The 15,111-nt window shown below is 67.6% G+C and carries 17 protein-coding genes; 8 read left to right on the top strand and 9 right to left on the bottom strand.

Going from position 1 to position 15,111, the window contains the following annotated elements:
* A complete protein-coding gene (locus ACL03I_RS18340; protein ID WP_355075871.1) occupies window positions 1–1,362 on the top strand; it encodes an MFS transporter in 1,362 nt (453 codons plus the stop codon).
* Between the two features lie 72 nt (window positions 1,363–1,434).
* Here the strand turns inward: ACL03I_RS18340 and ACL03I_RS18335 are convergent, their stop codons facing one another.
* Window positions 1,435–2,055, bottom strand: coding sequence for a TetR family transcriptional regulator (locus ACL03I_RS18335; protein ID WP_355075873.1), 621 nt, complete (start codon window positions 2,053–2,055; stop codon window positions 1,435–1,437).
* Window positions 2,056–2,227: 172 nt separating this feature from the next.
* Between ACL03I_RS18335 and ACL03I_RS18330 the strand changes: the two genes are divergently transcribed.
* The 3 genes from ACL03I_RS18330 to ACL03I_RS18320 are packed head-to-tail and all read left to right on the top strand — an operon-like array spanning window position 2,228 to window position 4,836.
* Complete coding sequence (locus tag ACL03I_RS18330; RefSeq protein WP_412806536.1) at window positions 2,228–3,349, top strand: ferredoxin reductase; 1,122 nt, start codon at window positions 2,228–2,230, stop codon at window positions 3,347–3,349.
* A gap of 20 nt (window positions 3,350–3,369) precedes the next feature.
* Window positions 3,370–4,518, top strand: a complete 1,149-nt coding sequence (locus tag ACL03I_RS18325; RefSeq protein ID WP_355075877.1) for a fatty acid desaturase family protein — start codon at window positions 3,370–3,372, stop codon at window positions 4,516–4,518.
* Window positions 4,519–4,836, top strand: a complete 318-nt coding sequence (locus ACL03I_RS18320; RefSeq protein ID WP_355075879.1) for a hypothetical protein — start codon at window positions 4,519–4,521, stop codon at window positions 4,834–4,836. It abuts the gene before it with no gap.
* On the opposite strand, the gene ACL03I_RS18315 is transcribed toward ACL03I_RS18320, so the two are convergent.
* On the bottom strand, window positions 4,837–5,367 hold the full coding sequence (locus tag ACL03I_RS18315; RefSeq protein ID WP_355075881.1) for a DUF4254 domain-containing protein: 531 nt from the start codon (window positions 5,365–5,367) through the stop codon (window positions 4,837–4,839).
* 386 nt (window positions 5,368–5,753) lie between these two features.
* Here ACL03I_RS18315 and ACL03I_RS18310 point away from each other — a divergent pair, with 386 nt between their 5' ends.
* Window positions 5,754–6,074, top strand: a complete 321-nt coding sequence (locus ACL03I_RS18310; protein ID WP_355075883.1) for a hypothetical protein — start codon at window positions 5,754–5,756, stop codon at window positions 6,072–6,074.
* Between the two features lie 43 nt (window positions 6,075–6,117).
* Here the strand turns inward: ACL03I_RS18310 and ACL03I_RS18305 are convergent, their stop codons facing one another.
* The 3 genes from ACL03I_RS18305 to lpqS form a co-directional block, all read right to left on the bottom strand.
* Window positions 6,118–7,356, bottom strand: coding sequence for an MFS transporter (locus ACL03I_RS18305; protein ID WP_412806535.1), 1,239 nt, complete (start codon window positions 7,354–7,356; stop codon window positions 6,118–6,120).
* Window positions 7,353–8,405 (bottom strand): PLP-dependent cysteine synthase family protein, encoded by a 1,053-nt coding sequence (locus ACL03I_RS18300; RefSeq protein ID WP_412806605.1) that lies wholly within the window; start codon window positions 8,403–8,405, stop codon window positions 7,353–7,355. Before ACL03I_RS18300 ends, ACL03I_RS18305 begins: the two co-directional genes overlap by 4 nt.
* A gap of 229 nt (window positions 8,406–8,634) precedes the next feature.
* The gene (gene lpqS / locus ACL03I_RS18295) at window positions 8,635–9,051 is read right to left on the bottom strand and encodes a putative copper homeostasis (lipo)protein LpqS (protein ID WP_412806534.1); all 417 of its coding nucleotides are present in this window, start codon (window positions 9,049–9,051) and stop codon (window positions 8,635–8,637) included.
* Window positions 9,052–9,289: 238 nt separating this feature from the next.
* On the opposite strand from lpqS, the gene ACL03I_RS18290 reads away from it, so the two are divergent.
* Window positions 9,290–9,967, top strand: a complete 678-nt coding sequence (locus ACL03I_RS18290) for a DUF4389 domain-containing protein (RefSeq protein ID WP_355075891.1) — start codon at window positions 9,290–9,292, stop codon at window positions 9,965–9,967.
* Between the two features lie 25 nt (window positions 9,968–9,992).
* Here the strand turns inward: ACL03I_RS18290 and ACL03I_RS18285 are convergent, their stop codons facing one another.
* The 3 genes from ACL03I_RS18285 to ACL03I_RS18275 are packed head-to-tail and all read right to left on the bottom strand — an operon-like array spanning window position 9,993 to window position 12,569.
* The gene (locus ACL03I_RS18285) at window positions 9,993–10,979 is read right to left on the bottom strand and encodes an ABC transporter ATP-binding protein (protein ID WP_356968286.1); all 987 of its coding nucleotides are present in this window, start codon (window positions 10,977–10,979) and stop codon (window positions 9,993–9,995) included.
* Window positions 10,976–11,803 carry an ABC transporter permease gene (locus ACL03I_RS18280; protein WP_356968284.1) on the bottom strand — a complete coding sequence of 276 codons (828 nt, stop codon included), beginning with the start codon at window positions 11,801–11,803 and terminating at the stop codon, window positions 10,976–10,978. The genes ACL03I_RS18285 and ACL03I_RS18280 overlap by 4 nt, the downstream gene beginning before the upstream one ends.
* Window positions 11,796–12,569, bottom strand: coding sequence for an ABC transporter permease (locus tag ACL03I_RS18275; RefSeq protein WP_355075897.1), 774 nt, complete (start codon window positions 12,567–12,569; stop codon window positions 11,796–11,798). The genes ACL03I_RS18280 and ACL03I_RS18275 overlap by 8 nt, the downstream gene beginning before the upstream one ends.
* Before the next feature lie 227 nt (window positions 12,570–12,796).
* Between ACL03I_RS18275 and ectB the strand changes: the two genes are divergently transcribed.
* Window positions 12,797–14,053, top strand: coding sequence for a diaminobutyrate--2-oxoglutarate transaminase (ectB, locus tag ACL03I_RS18270; RefSeq protein WP_412806533.1), 1,257 nt, complete (start codon window positions 12,797–12,799; stop codon window positions 14,051–14,053).
* Window positions 14,054–14,200: 147 nt separating this feature from the next.
* The gene (locus ACL03I_RS18265) at window positions 14,201–14,599 is read left to right on the top strand and encodes a group I truncated hemoglobin (RefSeq protein WP_412806604.1); all 399 of its coding nucleotides are present in this window, start codon (window positions 14,201–14,203) and stop codon (window positions 14,597–14,599) included.
* Window positions 14,600–14,723: 124 nt separating this feature from the next.
* Here ACL03I_RS18265 and ACL03I_RS18260 read toward each other — a convergent pair whose 3' ends face one another.
* Window positions 14,724–15,053, bottom strand: a complete 330-nt coding sequence (locus ACL03I_RS18260) for an ArsR/SmtB family transcription factor (RefSeq protein WP_356968276.1) — start codon at window positions 15,051–15,053, stop codon at window positions 14,724–14,726.
* Window positions 15,054–15,111 lie beyond the last annotated feature (58 nt).

The following is a 15,111-nucleotide window of genomic DNA, read 5'->3' as shown; positions in this document are numbered from 1 at the left end:
ATGACCGAGGTGAACGCCCAGGCGACAGTCGGGCAGGCCGCCGGGCGCGGGCAAGTGGTGGCGTGGGGGCTGTGGGATTGGGGATCTTCGGCATTCAACGCCGTGATCCTCACCTTCGTCTTCTCGGTGTATCTCACCGACAAGGTTGGCGACGATCTGCCCGGCGGTGTCTCCGCCAGCGCGTGGCTTGGGTGGGCGCTGGGCATCGCGGGCCTGATCGTGGCGTTGACCGCGCCGGTCAGCGGACAGCGCTTCGACGCGTCCGCGAAACGCAAGGGCTCGCTCGGTGCGCTGACCGCGCTGACCGTCGCGGCGATGACGCTGATGTTCTTCGTGCACGACGACTACCACGACCTGTGGTTCGGCTTGGCGCTGCTGGCGTTCGCGTCGGCCTGCTTCGAACTGGCGAACGTGCCGTACAACGCGATGCTGCGGCAGGTCTCCACGCCGCAGACCGTTGGCCGGGTCTCCGGATTCGGTTGGGCGATGGGTTATTTCGGCGGCATCTTGCTGCTGCTGATCTGCTATTTCGGCTTCATATCCGGCGAGGGAGACAACCGCGGGCTGCTCGGCGTGCCCACCGATCAGGGACTCAACATCCGGCTGGTCGCCGTGCTCGCCGCCGTCTGGTTCGCCGCCTTCGCGTTGCCGGTGCTGTTCGCGGTCCCCGAACTGCCACGGACGAACGCCGATCCCGGCGCGGCGAGCGCGGGGTTCCTCGGCTCGTACCGGGTGTTGTGGCGTGACCTGCGCGAGCTGTGGCGCGTCGACCGGCGCACGGTCGGCTTCCTGGTGGCCAGCGCCGTCTTCCGGGACGGCCTCGCCGGGGTGTTCACCTTCGGTGCGGTGCTCGCCGTGCGGGTCTACGGGATCGCCGACTCGGATGTGCTGCTGTTCGGCATCGCGGCCAATGTCGTTGCGGCGCTGGGTGCGATCGTCGCGGGGCGCTTCGACGACCGGGCCGGGCCGAAGATCGTCATCGTGGTGTCCCTGGCCGCGATGCTGGTGTGCGGGCTGGCGCTGCTGGTGGTGTCCGGCCCACTGATGTTCTGGATCTTCGGCTTGCTGCTCACCGTCTTCGTCGGCCCGGCGCAGGCGGCGGCGCGCTCGTTCCTGACCCGCCTCGCGCCGCCGGGCCGGGAGGGGCAGCTCTTCGGCTTGTATACGACCACCGGGCGCGCGGTGTCCTTCCTCGCCCCGAGCCTGTTCGGCTTGTTCGTCTGGCTGTTCGGTTCGGACCGGGCGGGGATCGCGGGCCTGTTGGTCGTGCTCGCGGCCGGGCTCGCGGTGCTGCTGCCGGTGCGGTCACCGGATCCGGTCACGGTGCGCGGCGATGTCGAGGAGCCCCGGCCCGCCGAGTGAGTTCGGCGGATTCGGTCGCGGCGGGCGGCGGCGTCGAGGAGTCACGGCCCGCCGAGTGAGTTCGGCGGCGGATCAGCGCCGCTTCGGTGGCCGCCAGCCGCCCATGCCGAGTGCGATCAAACGCATCTGCTGGACGGTGCGGTCGATGATCGCCTGCTCGTCGCGCGGCGCGGCCGACACGTAGGCGGCGATCCCGTCGGTCACCGTGCTGACCATCAGGTCGGCGGCGATCTCCAGGTCTCGTGGCGTCCAGGAGTCCAGGGCCCGGATGCGGGAGAGGTCGGCGACGAGCTCTCGGACGATCAGTTGGATCTCCCGGGCGATGGCCGTGCGCAAGGCGGCGGACCCGCCGTGGCGCTCCCTGGTGAGGAAGCCGAACAGCTCACGTTTGGGGCCCACTTGCGCGAACACGAAGCGGACCGTGTCCGACAGGCCCGCGTCGGCATTGCGGCGGACTTCGCGCAGCGCCAGCCGCAGCGCGGTGACGCCGTCGTCGACCAGCGTGGCGCCGAGGTCCTCCAGCGACGCGAAGTGCCGGTAGAACGCCGTCGGCACGATGCCGGCCGAACGGGCGATCTCCCGCAGGCTGAGCGCGGCGAATCCGCGTTCGGCGGCCAGCGCGAGCGTGCCGTCCAGGAGCGCCTGCCTGGTCCGCTCCTTGCGTTCGCCTCGGGTAGCCGCCTGCTCACTCATCTCGGTGAGCATACATCCGTTCACCATTCGACCTATCCCCAGATGTAGTTCGAGTCACATGTTTCGCCGGTTGACACCTAGCCCCGGTCATCCGTCACACTAGTTGAGTGTACAGACGTGCACTGAAATTCCAGCCGCACGTCGTCAGTCCGACAAGAGGTACGGAGAACAAATGGTGGATCTCATCAACTTGGTGCAGACCCTGACCTCGCCGCACCCGCTGGATCGGTACCTCGAGCTGGTCCGCCCCACCCTCACGGTGCGGGACATGCGGGCCGAGATCACTCACGTGCGCCGCTCGGCGCCCGGCTCGGTGACGTTCACGCTGCGCCCCACCCGGCACTGGCAGGGCCACGTCGCCGGACAGTACGTCCAGATCGGCGTGGTGATCGACGGCGTGCGGCACACGCGGTGCTACTCGCCGGTGAACCCGGAAGGCGGTCGGGATCGTCATATCGAGCTGACCGTGAAAGCGCATCCGGACGGTTTGGTGTCGCAGTACCTGTACCGTCACGCCGCCCCCGGCATGGTGGTCGACCTGGCACCCGCCGACGGCGTGTTCCGGCTGCCCGAGTCGCGGCCGCGGCGCGTCCTGCTGATCAGCGGTGGCAGCGGCATCACGCCGGTGCTGTCCATGCTGCGCACGCTCGCCGCGGAGGACCATTCGGGCGAGGTCGTCTTCCTGCACTACGCCAAGTCGCCCGCTGTGCTGCCGCACCGAGCGGAACTGGACGCGATCGCTGCACGGCATCCGAACTTCCGCATCGAGCTGCGCTATCCGCATCGCATGCCGGATCTGGCGCCGCGGGCGGATTCCGGTGCGCCGTGGGTGGATCTCGCCCGGCCGAAGGGCAGCGGGTACTTCGACTACGACGAACTGGAGCGCGTCGCGCCTTGGTTCGCCGACGCGCAGACCTTCGTCTGCGGCCCGCCGTCGCTGATGGACGCGGTGCGCACGGTCTATCAGGCCGAGCAACTCGAGGACCGGCTGCACTCCGAGGAGTTCACGCTGTCGGTCGCGCCGGTGGACGCCGCCGACGCACACGGCACCGTCAGTTTCTCGGCCAGCGGCGTGAGCGCCGACAACACCGGAGCCACGTTGCTCGAGCAAGCCGAATCCGCCGGTCTCACGCCCGAGTACGGCTGCCGCATGGGGATCTGCTTCTCCTGCACAGCGGTGCGCCGCTCCGGCTGCACGCGCAATCTGCGCACCGGCGAGACCGACACCGACCCCGACCAGCCGATCCAGCTGTGCATCAGCGCGCCGGTCGGCGACGTCGACATCGACATCTGATTCACGAAGGGGAGCCAATTATGACCATCCTGACCGAAACCGAGAACGGACCGCTGGTCCTGAGCCCGGACCAGATCGAGGAACTCGGCCGTGAACTCGACGAGCTGCGCGCGGCCATCGTCGCCGACCTCGGCGAGCGCGACCGGGAATACCTGTACTCGATCATCAAGGCGCAGCGGGGATTCGAGATCGCCGGGCGCGGCCTGATGTATCTCGGCTTCCTTCCGCCCTTCTGGCTGGCCGCCGTGGCGGCGCTGAGTGTGTCGAAGATCCTGGACAACATGGAGATCGGCCACAACGTCATGCACGGCCAGTACGACTGGATGCGCGAGCCCGGCCTGAATTCCCGCGTGTTCGAATGGGACACGGTCTGCCCGGCCGACCAGTGGAAGCACTCGCACAACTACCTGCACCACACCTACACCAACATCCACAACAAGGACCGCGACATCGGCTACTCCATCCTGCGCATGGACGAGGCGCAGGAGTGGAACGTGCTCCGGCTCGGCCAGCCGCTGTACGCCTTCGTGCTCATGATGCTGTTCGAGTGGGGTGTGATGGGCCACGACCTCGAGGTCGAGCACATCCTGGCGGGTAAGAAGAAGTGGCCGGAGGTCAAGAACCTGATCCTCGGTCAGTGGCGCAAGGCGGGCAAGCAGGTGCTCAAGGACTACCTGGTGTTCCCCGCGCTGACCGGACCGCTGTTCTTCCACACGCTGGCGGGTAACGTCACCGCCAACCTGGTGCGCAACGTGTGGGCCTTCGCCATCATCTTCTGCGGTCACTTCCCGGCCGGCGTACAGACGTTCACCGAGGAGGAGACCGCGGACGAGACCCGCGGCGAGTGGTACATCCGGCAGATGCTCGGCTCGGCCAACATCACCGGCAGCAAGCTGTTCCACATCATGTCCGGGAATTTGTCGCATCAGATCGAACACCATCTGTTTCCCGATCTGCCCGCGAGCCGTTATCCGGAGATGGCGCCTACGGTCCGCGCACTGTGTGAAAAGTACGGTTTGCCGTACAACACCGGCTCGCTCGGTAAGCAGATCGGCTCGGTATGGAAGAAGATTTTCAAGCTGGCACTTCCGCCGCGCTGGGTCGAGAGCGAACCGTCCCCCGGTGTTATCGTGATGCGTCAGCGAAAGGCGAGCGAAGCGGGCGTGTGAATGATCGGGAAATTCGAGAGCAACAAGGATCTCATTCAGGAATTGACGTCTTCCGGTGCCAGGCACGTCGGCAATATCGCCAACATCATCACGGGGACGGTCGCCGAGGTCACCAAGGAGATCGGTGAGTGGATCACCGACGCCATCGAGATGAACGAGGCGGCGGCCGCGGCGCGCCGGGACGCGGAGGCACAGCGGGATCTCGATCGTGACCTCGACACCGAGACCGAGGTCACGGTCACGAAACCGCGGGCGGACGCGACGGAGGCGTTCCTCGACGCCGAGGTCGTCGAGCCGGGCGTCGACGAGCCGCGCTGATCACCAGACCGGCAGCCTGCGCCGATGCTCGATGACGTCGGTGATCAGATCCTGATAGCCGTCGACCAGCTCGGCCAGCCTGGACCACTGCAGGTGGGCCTCACCGCCCGCCTGCCCCGGGTGCGGCCCGGTCGTGATCTCGTCGTCCAAAGAGTGTCGGGCCGAAACCCATTTGGCCGCGATTCGGTCGATGACCGCGCCGAGTGTCTCGGTATGCAGGGAGGCGCCCTCTCGGTGCTGCACGTTCTCCGCCACCCATGCGTCGATCCGCCCGATCCATTCCGCGCGGCAGCCGTCGATGTCCTCCACTTGCTGGGTGCAGGCGGCGACGCGGGTGCTGGATGCCTCCGGGGCGTGTGATCGCTCGAGTGCCCGCTGCCGTCGCTCATGGCAGTCGACGAGCTTCCGCGCGGCGTGCAGCACGCTGTGCCGGTGCTGGTTCTCGCCGGGTTCGCGAATCGCGCGAAGCAGTGCGGCGGGCGGCGGCAGCTCTTGGGCTCCGAAACTGCGCTGAGCGTATTCGGTGGGCATGACATACCTCTGCGACACGACGAATCCTGGATGCGCCAGGGCCGAGGGGGATTTCGGGGAGGGCGCCCCTCGGCTCCGGCGCAGTCCCGCACCCGGATGCCATCCCGCGTTCCACCAGCACGGCAGAGAAACCGGGAAATCCGCGACGATGCGGGAGAAGACGGTCCGAGAAATCAGGACACTTTCAGGAAAGCGCGGTAACCGAAGCCGCGCAATACTCTGGTCTGTGAATCCGAAAGCTGCCGGGAAATCGTTATATTCCGTTACGGATCGGTCACCCGGACCGGCGCTCGGCGGTGCGTTCTCGAAATTGTCGAGCGTATGAGCAGCAACCGATTCGGTGCGTGCGCTGCGCGCCACCGCCGCATGGGCTAGCCTCGGTATTCGTGCCCGCCTACGTGTCATCGCCGGAGCTGACATTCGGCTTCATGTTCGCGCTGGAAGACCCTGAGCGAATCGCGGAGGTCGTGCGTGATCTGATCGTCCGCAAGACCGTCTCGGTCTTCCGTCTCGCCCGGCTGTCCGACGACGACGGCCCGCCGGAGCGCTACGTGGTCAACTGGGCGGTCATCCCGCAGATCTCGATCACCACCGCCGCGCCGGACGAGGAGGAGCTGCGAACCACCCGTACCATGCTGGTCAACGCTTTTCTCAGTGAGGGTGGCGAGGTCAGCCTGTATTCGGCGCAGTCGAGCGGACCGGCCTGAGGCGGACAGTCCCGGAGGCGCACATCCAGGACGGTCCGATCGATCACCCGACCGGTAGCGGTGCGTCGAGCCGTCCGGAGCGGGCGAGCGCGAACAGCCCCGCCGCCGCGGCTGCTCCCACGGCGACGAGCGCGGCCCACGCCAGTGCGCTCATCCCGGCCTCGCGCGTGCGGTCCAGCAGCGTTCCGATGCCCAGATTCCCGAGCAGGATGCCGATACCGACGATGGTGTTGTAGAGGCCGTAGTGCGTCGCCACCAGGCGGTTGCCCGACAACGCGACCACGGTGTCCATTTCGAACGGAAAGACCGCTGCCGCACCGATTCCCAGCGCGACCGCGGTCAACAGCAGTGCGCCGATCGCGGGCCCCGCGCCGAAGCCGGTGCCCGGGATCACCACCAGCGGCACGAACGCGGACGCGAGTATCGCCATGCCGAGCGCCAGGCTGTGCGCGCGGCCCCACCGCTGCCCGAACCAGCGGGTGATGCGCAGTTGCCCGGCGATCGCGATCAACCCGGACAGTACGAACACCGCCGTCATCAGCACGGTGGCCGAGTCGCCCGCGATCCGTGCGGCGTGCACCGGCAACGCCAGGTAGACCTGGAAGGCCAGGACCGAGGAACTGATCATCGCCGCGGCGAACAGCAGGAACGGGCGGTTGGCCAGCACCACGCGCCAATCGTCCAGCACCGAGGTGGTTTTCGGCTCGGCGCGGTGTTGCGGCAGCGCGCGTAACTGGGCCAGCGTCAGCACGCCGAACACCACCGCGGCGCCCGTGGCGGTCGCACGGAAGTCGACGGCCATCAGCGCGAGCCCGGCGATCGGGCCGAACAGTATGCCCGCCTGGTAGAAGACGTTGAACACGGCGAACGCCTCCACCCGGCGCTCGCCCGAGTCGACCGCCAGATACGCGCGGACCGCCGGGTTGAACAACGCGCCCGCGAAGCCGGTCGCGGCCGAGGCCACCAGCAGCGCGGGCAGCGTGTCCGCGACCGCGAGCAGCGCGAAACCGCCGGTGCGCAGCAGGCATCCGGTCACGATGAGCGGCTTGTAGCCGAGTCGATCGGCCAGCGTGCCGCCGACGAGGAACATGCCCTGCTGGGAGAAGTTGCGGATACCGAGGACGAGCCCGACCGCCCACGCGGCCAGCCCGAGCGGACCGGCCAGGTAACCGGCCAGGTAGGGCATCAGCATGTAGAAGCCGGTGTTGATGGCGAACTGATTGACCATCAGCATCCGGCTGGGACGGTTGAAGCCGCGGTAGGTGGCGATCAGATCGGTCATCGCGTCCGCTCCTTCCCGGCGGCGTCGCGGGGATCGACGACCGTCGTGCACCGGGTCCACGAGAGCGCGACGGCGTCGGACGGATGCGCGATGCGCAGCGGTGCGGTGGGTGGTGCGACGTCGAGCAAGCCGTGCTCGCGGCAGTAGTCGTCGTTGTACACCGTGTCGAAGTAGCGCAGCGGTCCGTCGGGAAAGACCGCGGCGATCCGCGTGGCCGGATCGCCGGTGCGGGCGAGCCAACCCGCGACCAGGGCGACCGCGCCGACGCTCCAGCCGCCGCTGGCGTGGTGTGTCGCGGCGAGTCTGCGGCAGGCCCAGACCGCCTCCGCGGGCGCGACCCAGTGCACCTCGTCGAACGCCGAATAGTCGACGTTGTCCGGGTGGATACTCGAACCCAGCCCGCGCATCAGCCGTGGCCCCGCGGGCTGTCCGAAGATCGTGGACGCCACCGTGTCGACGCCGACCAAGCGCAGGTGCGGAAAGTATCGGCGCAGCGTGCGGGTGATCCCCGCGGAATGGCCGCCGGTGCCGACCGAGCAGACCAGGACGTCGATCCTGCCCAGCTGGGCGACCAACTCGAGCGCCAGGGTCTCGTAGGCGTCCTGGTTGTCGGGGTTGCGGTACTGGTCCGGGCACCAAGCCCGCGGATCGCGCGCCAGCAGTTCGGCGACGCGGTCGCGCCGCGCCTGCTGCCAGCCGCCGGTGGGGTGCGGCTCGGTGACCAGTTCCACCCGCGCGCCGTAGGCCGCGAGCATCCGGTGCATGAGCGGTTCCAAGCCGGGGTCGGTGACCAGCGTGACCGGGTGGCGATACACCATTCCCGCCAGCGCCAGGCCCAGACCGAGCGTGCCGCTGGTGGATTCGATGATCGGAGCGCCAGGTGCGAGCGCACCGCGCGCGATGGCGCGCTCGACCATGTGCAGCGCGGGCCGGTCCTTCATGCCGCCGGGGTTGGCGCCCTCCAGCTTGGCCCAGAAGCCGAGGCCGTCCGGTCGCGTTGTGCCGCCGAGCGGTTCGGTGATCCAGAGCACGGGCGTGTTGCCCACCATGGTCGCCGGACGCGGACAGCGCTGGGCCGCCGTCAGGAGACTCGCCGGGCTCGCGAGCGGGGTCGTCTCCGGTTCGCGCGGAGCGGGATCGGGCACAGCCGGGTTCTGCAGCGCAGAAGTCATAGGGAATCGTCGATTCTGTGCGGTCGCTGTCGCAGCGACGGTGTGAGTGCGGACTTCGCACGAACACCGGCCGGGCCCCGGCAGGCTCCGGCCTGACGCTGACCGATCAGTTCCGATCGATGCCGAATCGAGTGAGTCTGTCTCTGCCCGGATACACCGGGAGGGTCGCGACCGGGGGTGCGCGCACGCCGCCCCCGAGCGCGGACCCAGGGGCCGCGAGCAGCACCGACACGGACGCGATCAACAGCAACAGCAGCAGCGAGACAGCGCGCGGCAGGGCGGCGAGCACACCATCGGCGGGCACATGCCGGTCCGGTTCGACGGCGTGCTGATGCCGGTCGACGAGGATCGCCGGGGAGACGATAGAGGCCACGACGGGCCCGGACGCTTCGATGTGGGCGTGTGACGCGACAGCGTGGCCGAAGACATGGCACTGGGGCACCGCCATGGCGACCACCCAGACGGTGTACGTGAGAGCCACGATCATCCGGATCACCGGTAGCCGCAGCGCGCCGAACGTCACGCTGTCCGATGGTACAAGTTCGCCCGCGCGACGATCCGCGGGCGGGAACGACGATGCGGTCGCGGTGCGGGTGATATCGGCTGCGGCACAACGCCGATCGTTTGCCGAAGACCGAATGCACCCCGATTCGTTGGCATGTCGGTATCAGATGGTGCCGTTCGCCGGCGGCCGAATACGCGACAATCAGGACACCTACTGGTTGTGGCATGGATCACAGCAACCGTAAGGAGCGTTGCTCATGGAACTCGAGAAGCCCGTCACGCCGCCCAGCCCGATTCGTGTTCGAGGCGATCTGGACTCCGCGCTGTCGCGGTGGCTGTGGCTGGTCAAGTGGCTACTGGCGATTCCGCACTACGTCGTGCTGTTCTTCCTACACATCGCGTACGCCGTGCTCACGGTGGTGGCCTTCTTCGCCATCCTGATCACCGGCAAGTACCCGCGGGGACTGTTCGACTTCAACGTGGGCGTCATGCGCTGGGGATGGCGGGTGACTTTCTACGCGCTCTCGGTACTGGGCACCGACAAGTACCCGCCGTTCAGCCTGCAACCGAACGCGGACTACCCGGCCGACCTGGAGATCGACTATCCGGAGACCTTGCACCGCGGCCTGGTGCTGGTGAAGTGGTGGCTGCTCGCCATTCCGCACTACCTGATCGTCGGCGCGGTGCTCAGCGGCGGCATCGCGATCGCGGGGAGCGACGGTGACGACTGGGGCGGCGGCTCGATCTCGTTGCTGAGCATCCTGCTGATCGTCGCGTTGATCGGGTTGCTGTTCACGGCGCGCTACCCGCAGGGCATCTACGACTTCGTGATGGGCGTCAATCGCTGGATCATCCGCGTGCAGGCCTATGCCGGTTTGATGCGGGACGAGTACCCGCCCTTCCGGCTCGACCAGGGCGCTCGCGAGCCCGACTGAACCGGTACCGAATCCGCCCGCCTGTTCAGCGGGCGGATTCGTATATCCGCCGGACGACGTCCTCGATCTCGGGCTCCTCGATCGACAGGTCCCGCACTTCGGCGCGCTCCGACACCGCGGCCAGCAATTGCGCGGCCGTGATCTGCTCGGGATCGAAGGCCAGCCGCTGCCGCATACCGTCGCCTTCGGTGCCGAGCAGCTGGGCGCAGCGTAGATCGTCGAGGTCGGGCGCCGGTTCGGCCAGGTCGACCACCAGTACCCGGCGCGCGCCGACGGTGGCCGCCAGGCCGGTCAGCGACCCGTCGTACACCAAGTGTCCGTGATCCACGACGAGCACACGCTCGCAAAGCCTTTCGATATCGCCCATATCGTGGGTGGTGAGCAGCAGGGTCGTACCGCGCTCGGCCCGCTCCGTGCGCAGGAACTCGCGCAGCCGTTGTTTGGACAGCACATCGAGGCCGATCGTGGGCTCGTCCAGGATGACCAACTCGGGCGAATGCAGCAGTGCCGCGGCGACTTCCGCGCGCATGCGCTGGCCCAGCGAGAGCTGGCGCACCGGTGTGTCGAGTGTGTCGGCCATTTCCAGCTGCTCGATCAGTTCGTGCGCGCGCTTGCGCGCGGCGCCCGGCTCCAACCGGTGGATCGCGGCGAGGATCGAGAACGACTCGCGCAGGGGCAGATCCCACCACAGTTGCGAGCGCTGGCCGAACACCACGCCGATCCGCCCGGCCAGTTCACGTCGCTGCCGCACGGGATCCAGCCCGCAGGTGCGTACGGTGCCCGCGGTGGGGACCAGGATGCCGGTGAGCATTTTGATCGTGGTGGATTTGCCCGCGCCGTTGGCGCCGATGTAGCCGACGGCGGCGCCCCGGTCGATCCGGACGGTCATCCCGTCGACGGCGGTGAGCGTCTCGCGGCGCCTGCGCCAGCGGCGGCCGTTTTTGCGATACAGGATGAACTGCCTGGTGAGGCTCTCCATGTCGATGATCGCCTCCGGGCTGCCCGTGCTCATCCGCCGCCTCCCTGGTAATGCCGAGTGCCCGATCGCCACAAACCCAGCGCCAGTAGCCACACCCACAGCGCCGCCACCGGGGTGAGCCAGGCCAGCCAGGCGGGCAGCAGCGGAGGGCCGGGCAGGCCGAGCAGCGCGAGGGTGGGCAGATAGGCCGTGAACGAGACCGGAATCGCGAACCCGAACAGCAGCCGCATGGGGGTGGGGAACACCGACGCCGGTTGCGTCGCCGCGAACGAGCCGCCGTAAGTGAAACTGTTGGTGAGCTCGGAGCCGTCGATCAGATAGAACTGCAATCCGGCGGCGCAGACGAACACCCCGCCGAACAGTGCGATACCGCCGACCAGCGTGAGTGCGAGCAGCGCGGCCGTGGTCGAACTCCAGGCGATGTCGTTGCGTGCCGCACCGGTCACCAGCGCGACGATCGAGACCGAGGCGCGAGCGAACCGGCGCAGGGAGATGTCGCTGGTGATCAATTGCAGCAGCAGTGGTTGCGGCCGCAGGTGGTAGGCGTCGAGCTGGCCCATCCGGATCAGCACCGGCAGCGTGTCGAGGTGGCCGAAAAGCACTTGGGACAGCGCGAAACTCGTGTTGCTCAACCCGAACAGAAGCAGTGCGCCGTCCAGGTCGAGGCCGCCGAGGACGCGTGCGGTGCGGAAGATGAGCCACACCTCGGCCAATTCGACCAGGCCCACCAGAAATGCGCTCAGAAGCTCACTGGCGAACGACAACCGGTAGCTGCGCTGCGCCCGGATCCTGGAGCGCAACACGGCCACGTAGGGCGTCGACCACGACTCGGTGCGCGGGGCAACGATGTCACCCACCCTGCACCTCCAGCCTGCGTCGGCCCGCGACGAGCAGCACGCGTCCGGCGATCGCGGTGACCACCACCCAGAACACTTGGATCCCGACGACCGAGAGTGCTTCCGCGCCGGTGATCCGTCCCGAGAGCACGTCGATCGGAGATTGCAGAATCGACGGGAAAGGCGTGGCCGCCGCGATGGCGCCCAGCCACGATGGGAACATGTGCACCGGCACGAACAGTCCGGCCAGGAACGTGCCCGCGGCGTAGTACAGCACCCGGATGCCGCGGGTTTCCACGACCCAGAATCCGATCAGCACCACGAGGAACCGGCACAGGAACGAGATGACCACCGCCAGCAGGACACTCACCGCTCCGAGCAGGTAGGGACCGGGCGTGACCGGCATCGCCAGCCCGAAGGTGAGCGTGCCCACCAGCACGCTCGGCACTCCGCGCGGCAGGAAAGTGCACGCCGCGCGCCCGAGATCATCGGCGAGATAACCGCATTGGATGTCGACCGGGCGCAGGAAATCGATCGCGATGTCGCCGTTCTTCACCCGATCGTCCAGCGGTCCCAGCGGTCCCATGAACTGCACCGCGCCGAGCAGCCCCTGGGAGAGCCACACGTAGGCGCCGACGCTGCCCCGGTCGTACCCGCCGAAGTCGCCCGCGGCATCCACCGCCGCGGCGAGGACGGCCGCGCGGACGAACCCGAACACGCAGTTGGTGAACAGCCCCGCGAACATGGCCATTTTGTATTGCCACTGTCTGCGGAATCCGGCGCCCACGAGGGATGTGTAGAGGGCGACGGCGCTGCGAAATCGTTCCCTGACGGCACGCTGTCCGCCCCCCTCCGGTCTGCCGCGCACAAGGAGTTGACTCTACTGGCCGCGGCGCGGAGCGGGAAAGGCTTCGGCGCGTTTTGAAGAAAAGGCCACATCCGGGCTGCGTCGATGTTAGAAACACTCTCACTTCAGATTGTGGAGCGCTCGCGCACGACGAGTAAGGAACGCCGATGACCGTCGCCGAGATGACTGTTTTCGAGGCACTCGAATCGAACGTGCGCGGGTACTGTCGCTGCTGGCCCGCCGTCTTCGACACCGCCAGCGGAGCGTGGTTGCGCGACGAGAACGGCAAGGAGTACTTGGATTTCTTCGCGGGCGCGGGCTCGCTCAACTACGGCCACAACAACCCCGTACTCAAGCGGGCGCTGCTCGACTACATCGCCGGGGACGGCATCACCCACGGGCTGGACATGTCCACCGTCGCCAAGCGGCGGTTGCTGGAAGTGTTGCGCGACAACGTCCTCGCCTCGCGCGGGCTGGATTGGAAAGTCCAGTTCCCCGGGCCGACCGGAGCCAACGCGGTCGAGGCCGCGTTGAAGCTCGCGCGCAAGGTGACCGGGCGGCAGACCGTGCTGAGCTTCACCAACGCTTTCCACGGGATGTCGCTGGGCGCGCTGGCGGTGACCGGGAACGCCGCGAAGCGGTCGGGTGCAGGGGTGTCGCTCGGGCACGCGATGCCGATGCCATACGACGGGTATCTCGGTGTCGCCGACGATCTGCTGTGGATGCGTAAGGCGCTGGATGATCCGTCATCGGGGTTGGACAAGCCTGCGGCGGTGATCGTGGAGACGGTGCAGGGCGAAGGCGGCATCAATGTGGCCCGGGCGGAGTGGTTGCGCGGACTGGCCGAATTGTGTTCGGCCCGCGGCATTCTGTTGATCGTCGACGACGTGCAGATGGGTTGCGGCCGTACCGGGCCGTTCTTCTCTTTCGAGGTCGCCAGGATCACGCCCGATATCGTGACGTTGTCGAAGTCGATCGGCGGCTACGGTCTGCCGATGGCGTTGGTGTTGTTCCGGCCGGAGCTCGATCAGTGGGCGCCCGGTGAGCACAATGGCACCTTCCGGGGCAACAACGCGGCGTTCGTGACGGGGCGTGTCGCGCTCGAGCACTATTGGTCGGATTCCGCACTGGAACTCGCGACCGTCGCCAAGGGGGAGCGGATCGCGCGAGCCCTGGGCGAATTCGTCTCGACCTTCCCCGGAGTCTCGACGCGGGGGCGGGGTTTGGTGCACGGCGTCGCGTTCGAGGACACGTCTCTCGCGGAAAAGGTCGGCCGGGCCGCTTTCGATCGTGGCTTGCTCGTGGAGACGTCCGGTTCGATGGACGAGGTGATCAAATTGATGCCGCCCCTGACGATCGCCGACGACGAGATCGACCACGGCATCCGGCTATTGGCGGCAGCGATGGAAGCGGTGTGCGGATGAAGGCTTTCCGTACGTGTTGCGAAACTATCTCAGCGATGCCCGCGTGGCGGTGAGGAGCGAGTAATCGCGCTGCGACGAAGGCAAAAGAGTCGCGACACTGTACTAATCCGGACGCAACAGTCCGGTGGTGTCCTGGTAGCCATGCGAATGCCCTCCTGGCTCGGGAAGAGCAAGACAACCAGCAGCATCTACGACCAGATCGGCGGTCACGCGGCACTCGAGGTCGTCGTGGAAGATTTCTATACCCGCGTGCTCGCGGAGGGTGAACTGGCCGGATTCTTCACCGGCACGAACATGTCGCGCTTGAAGGGAAAACAGGTCGAGTTCTTCGCCGCGGCCCTCGGCGGTCCCATCCCGTACACCGGTGCTCCGATGAAGCAGGTACACCAGGGCCGGGGTATCACCATGCAGCACTTCGGCTTGGTAGCGGGGCATCTGGAGGCGTCGCTCACCGCGGCGGGCGTGCCCGCCGATCTGGTCGCCCAGATCCTGGGCGCCATCGCCCCGCTGGCCGACGACATCGCCTCGTCGACCGCGACGATCTAGCCGCCGGGTCCGGTGGCGTGCCCGCTTCCGGTGGCGGGCAGGCGGGCTCGGCGACTGCGGTCCGCGCCCTACGCCGTAGTCGCCGCACTTTTCGGGTCCTGGCGGTTGCGCACCACGGTGTGATTCACGCGCGTTCGAAGGCGTCGACTATGTGGCCGACGAGGCCGGGGAATCGGGCCTCGATATCGTTGCGGCGCAGTGATGTCCAGCGCTTGGTGCCTTCGTCTCGCTGGTGGATCAGGCCGGCTTCGCGTAGGACACGGAAGTGATGGCTGAGCGTCGAGGGCGCGACATCCACGGGAAAGGTGCCGCAAACCCGCTCCGGCCCGGTCCACAGCGTCCGCACGATCGTCATTCTGGTCCGGTCGGACAGCGCGTGCAGGATGTCGAGGAGGTCCAGCTCGGCGACGTCGGGGTGCCGCGGTGGGGCCGTGTTCCGTTGCGATCGGGCCATGTGCGCACTCCTTCCCTCTTGGTGAAACCAGGCTACCGTGCTTATTCTATGTTCGACG

This window comes from Nocardia sichangensis, assembly GCF_047200615.1.
In the GTDB taxonomy this organism is placed as follows: Bacteria; Actinomycetota; Actinomycetes; order Mycobacteriales; family Mycobacteriaceae; genus Nocardia; species Nocardia sichangensis.
The sequence above is the reverse complement of the archived record's forward strand: the minus strand, read 5'-3'. Positions and strand labels throughout refer to the sequence as shown.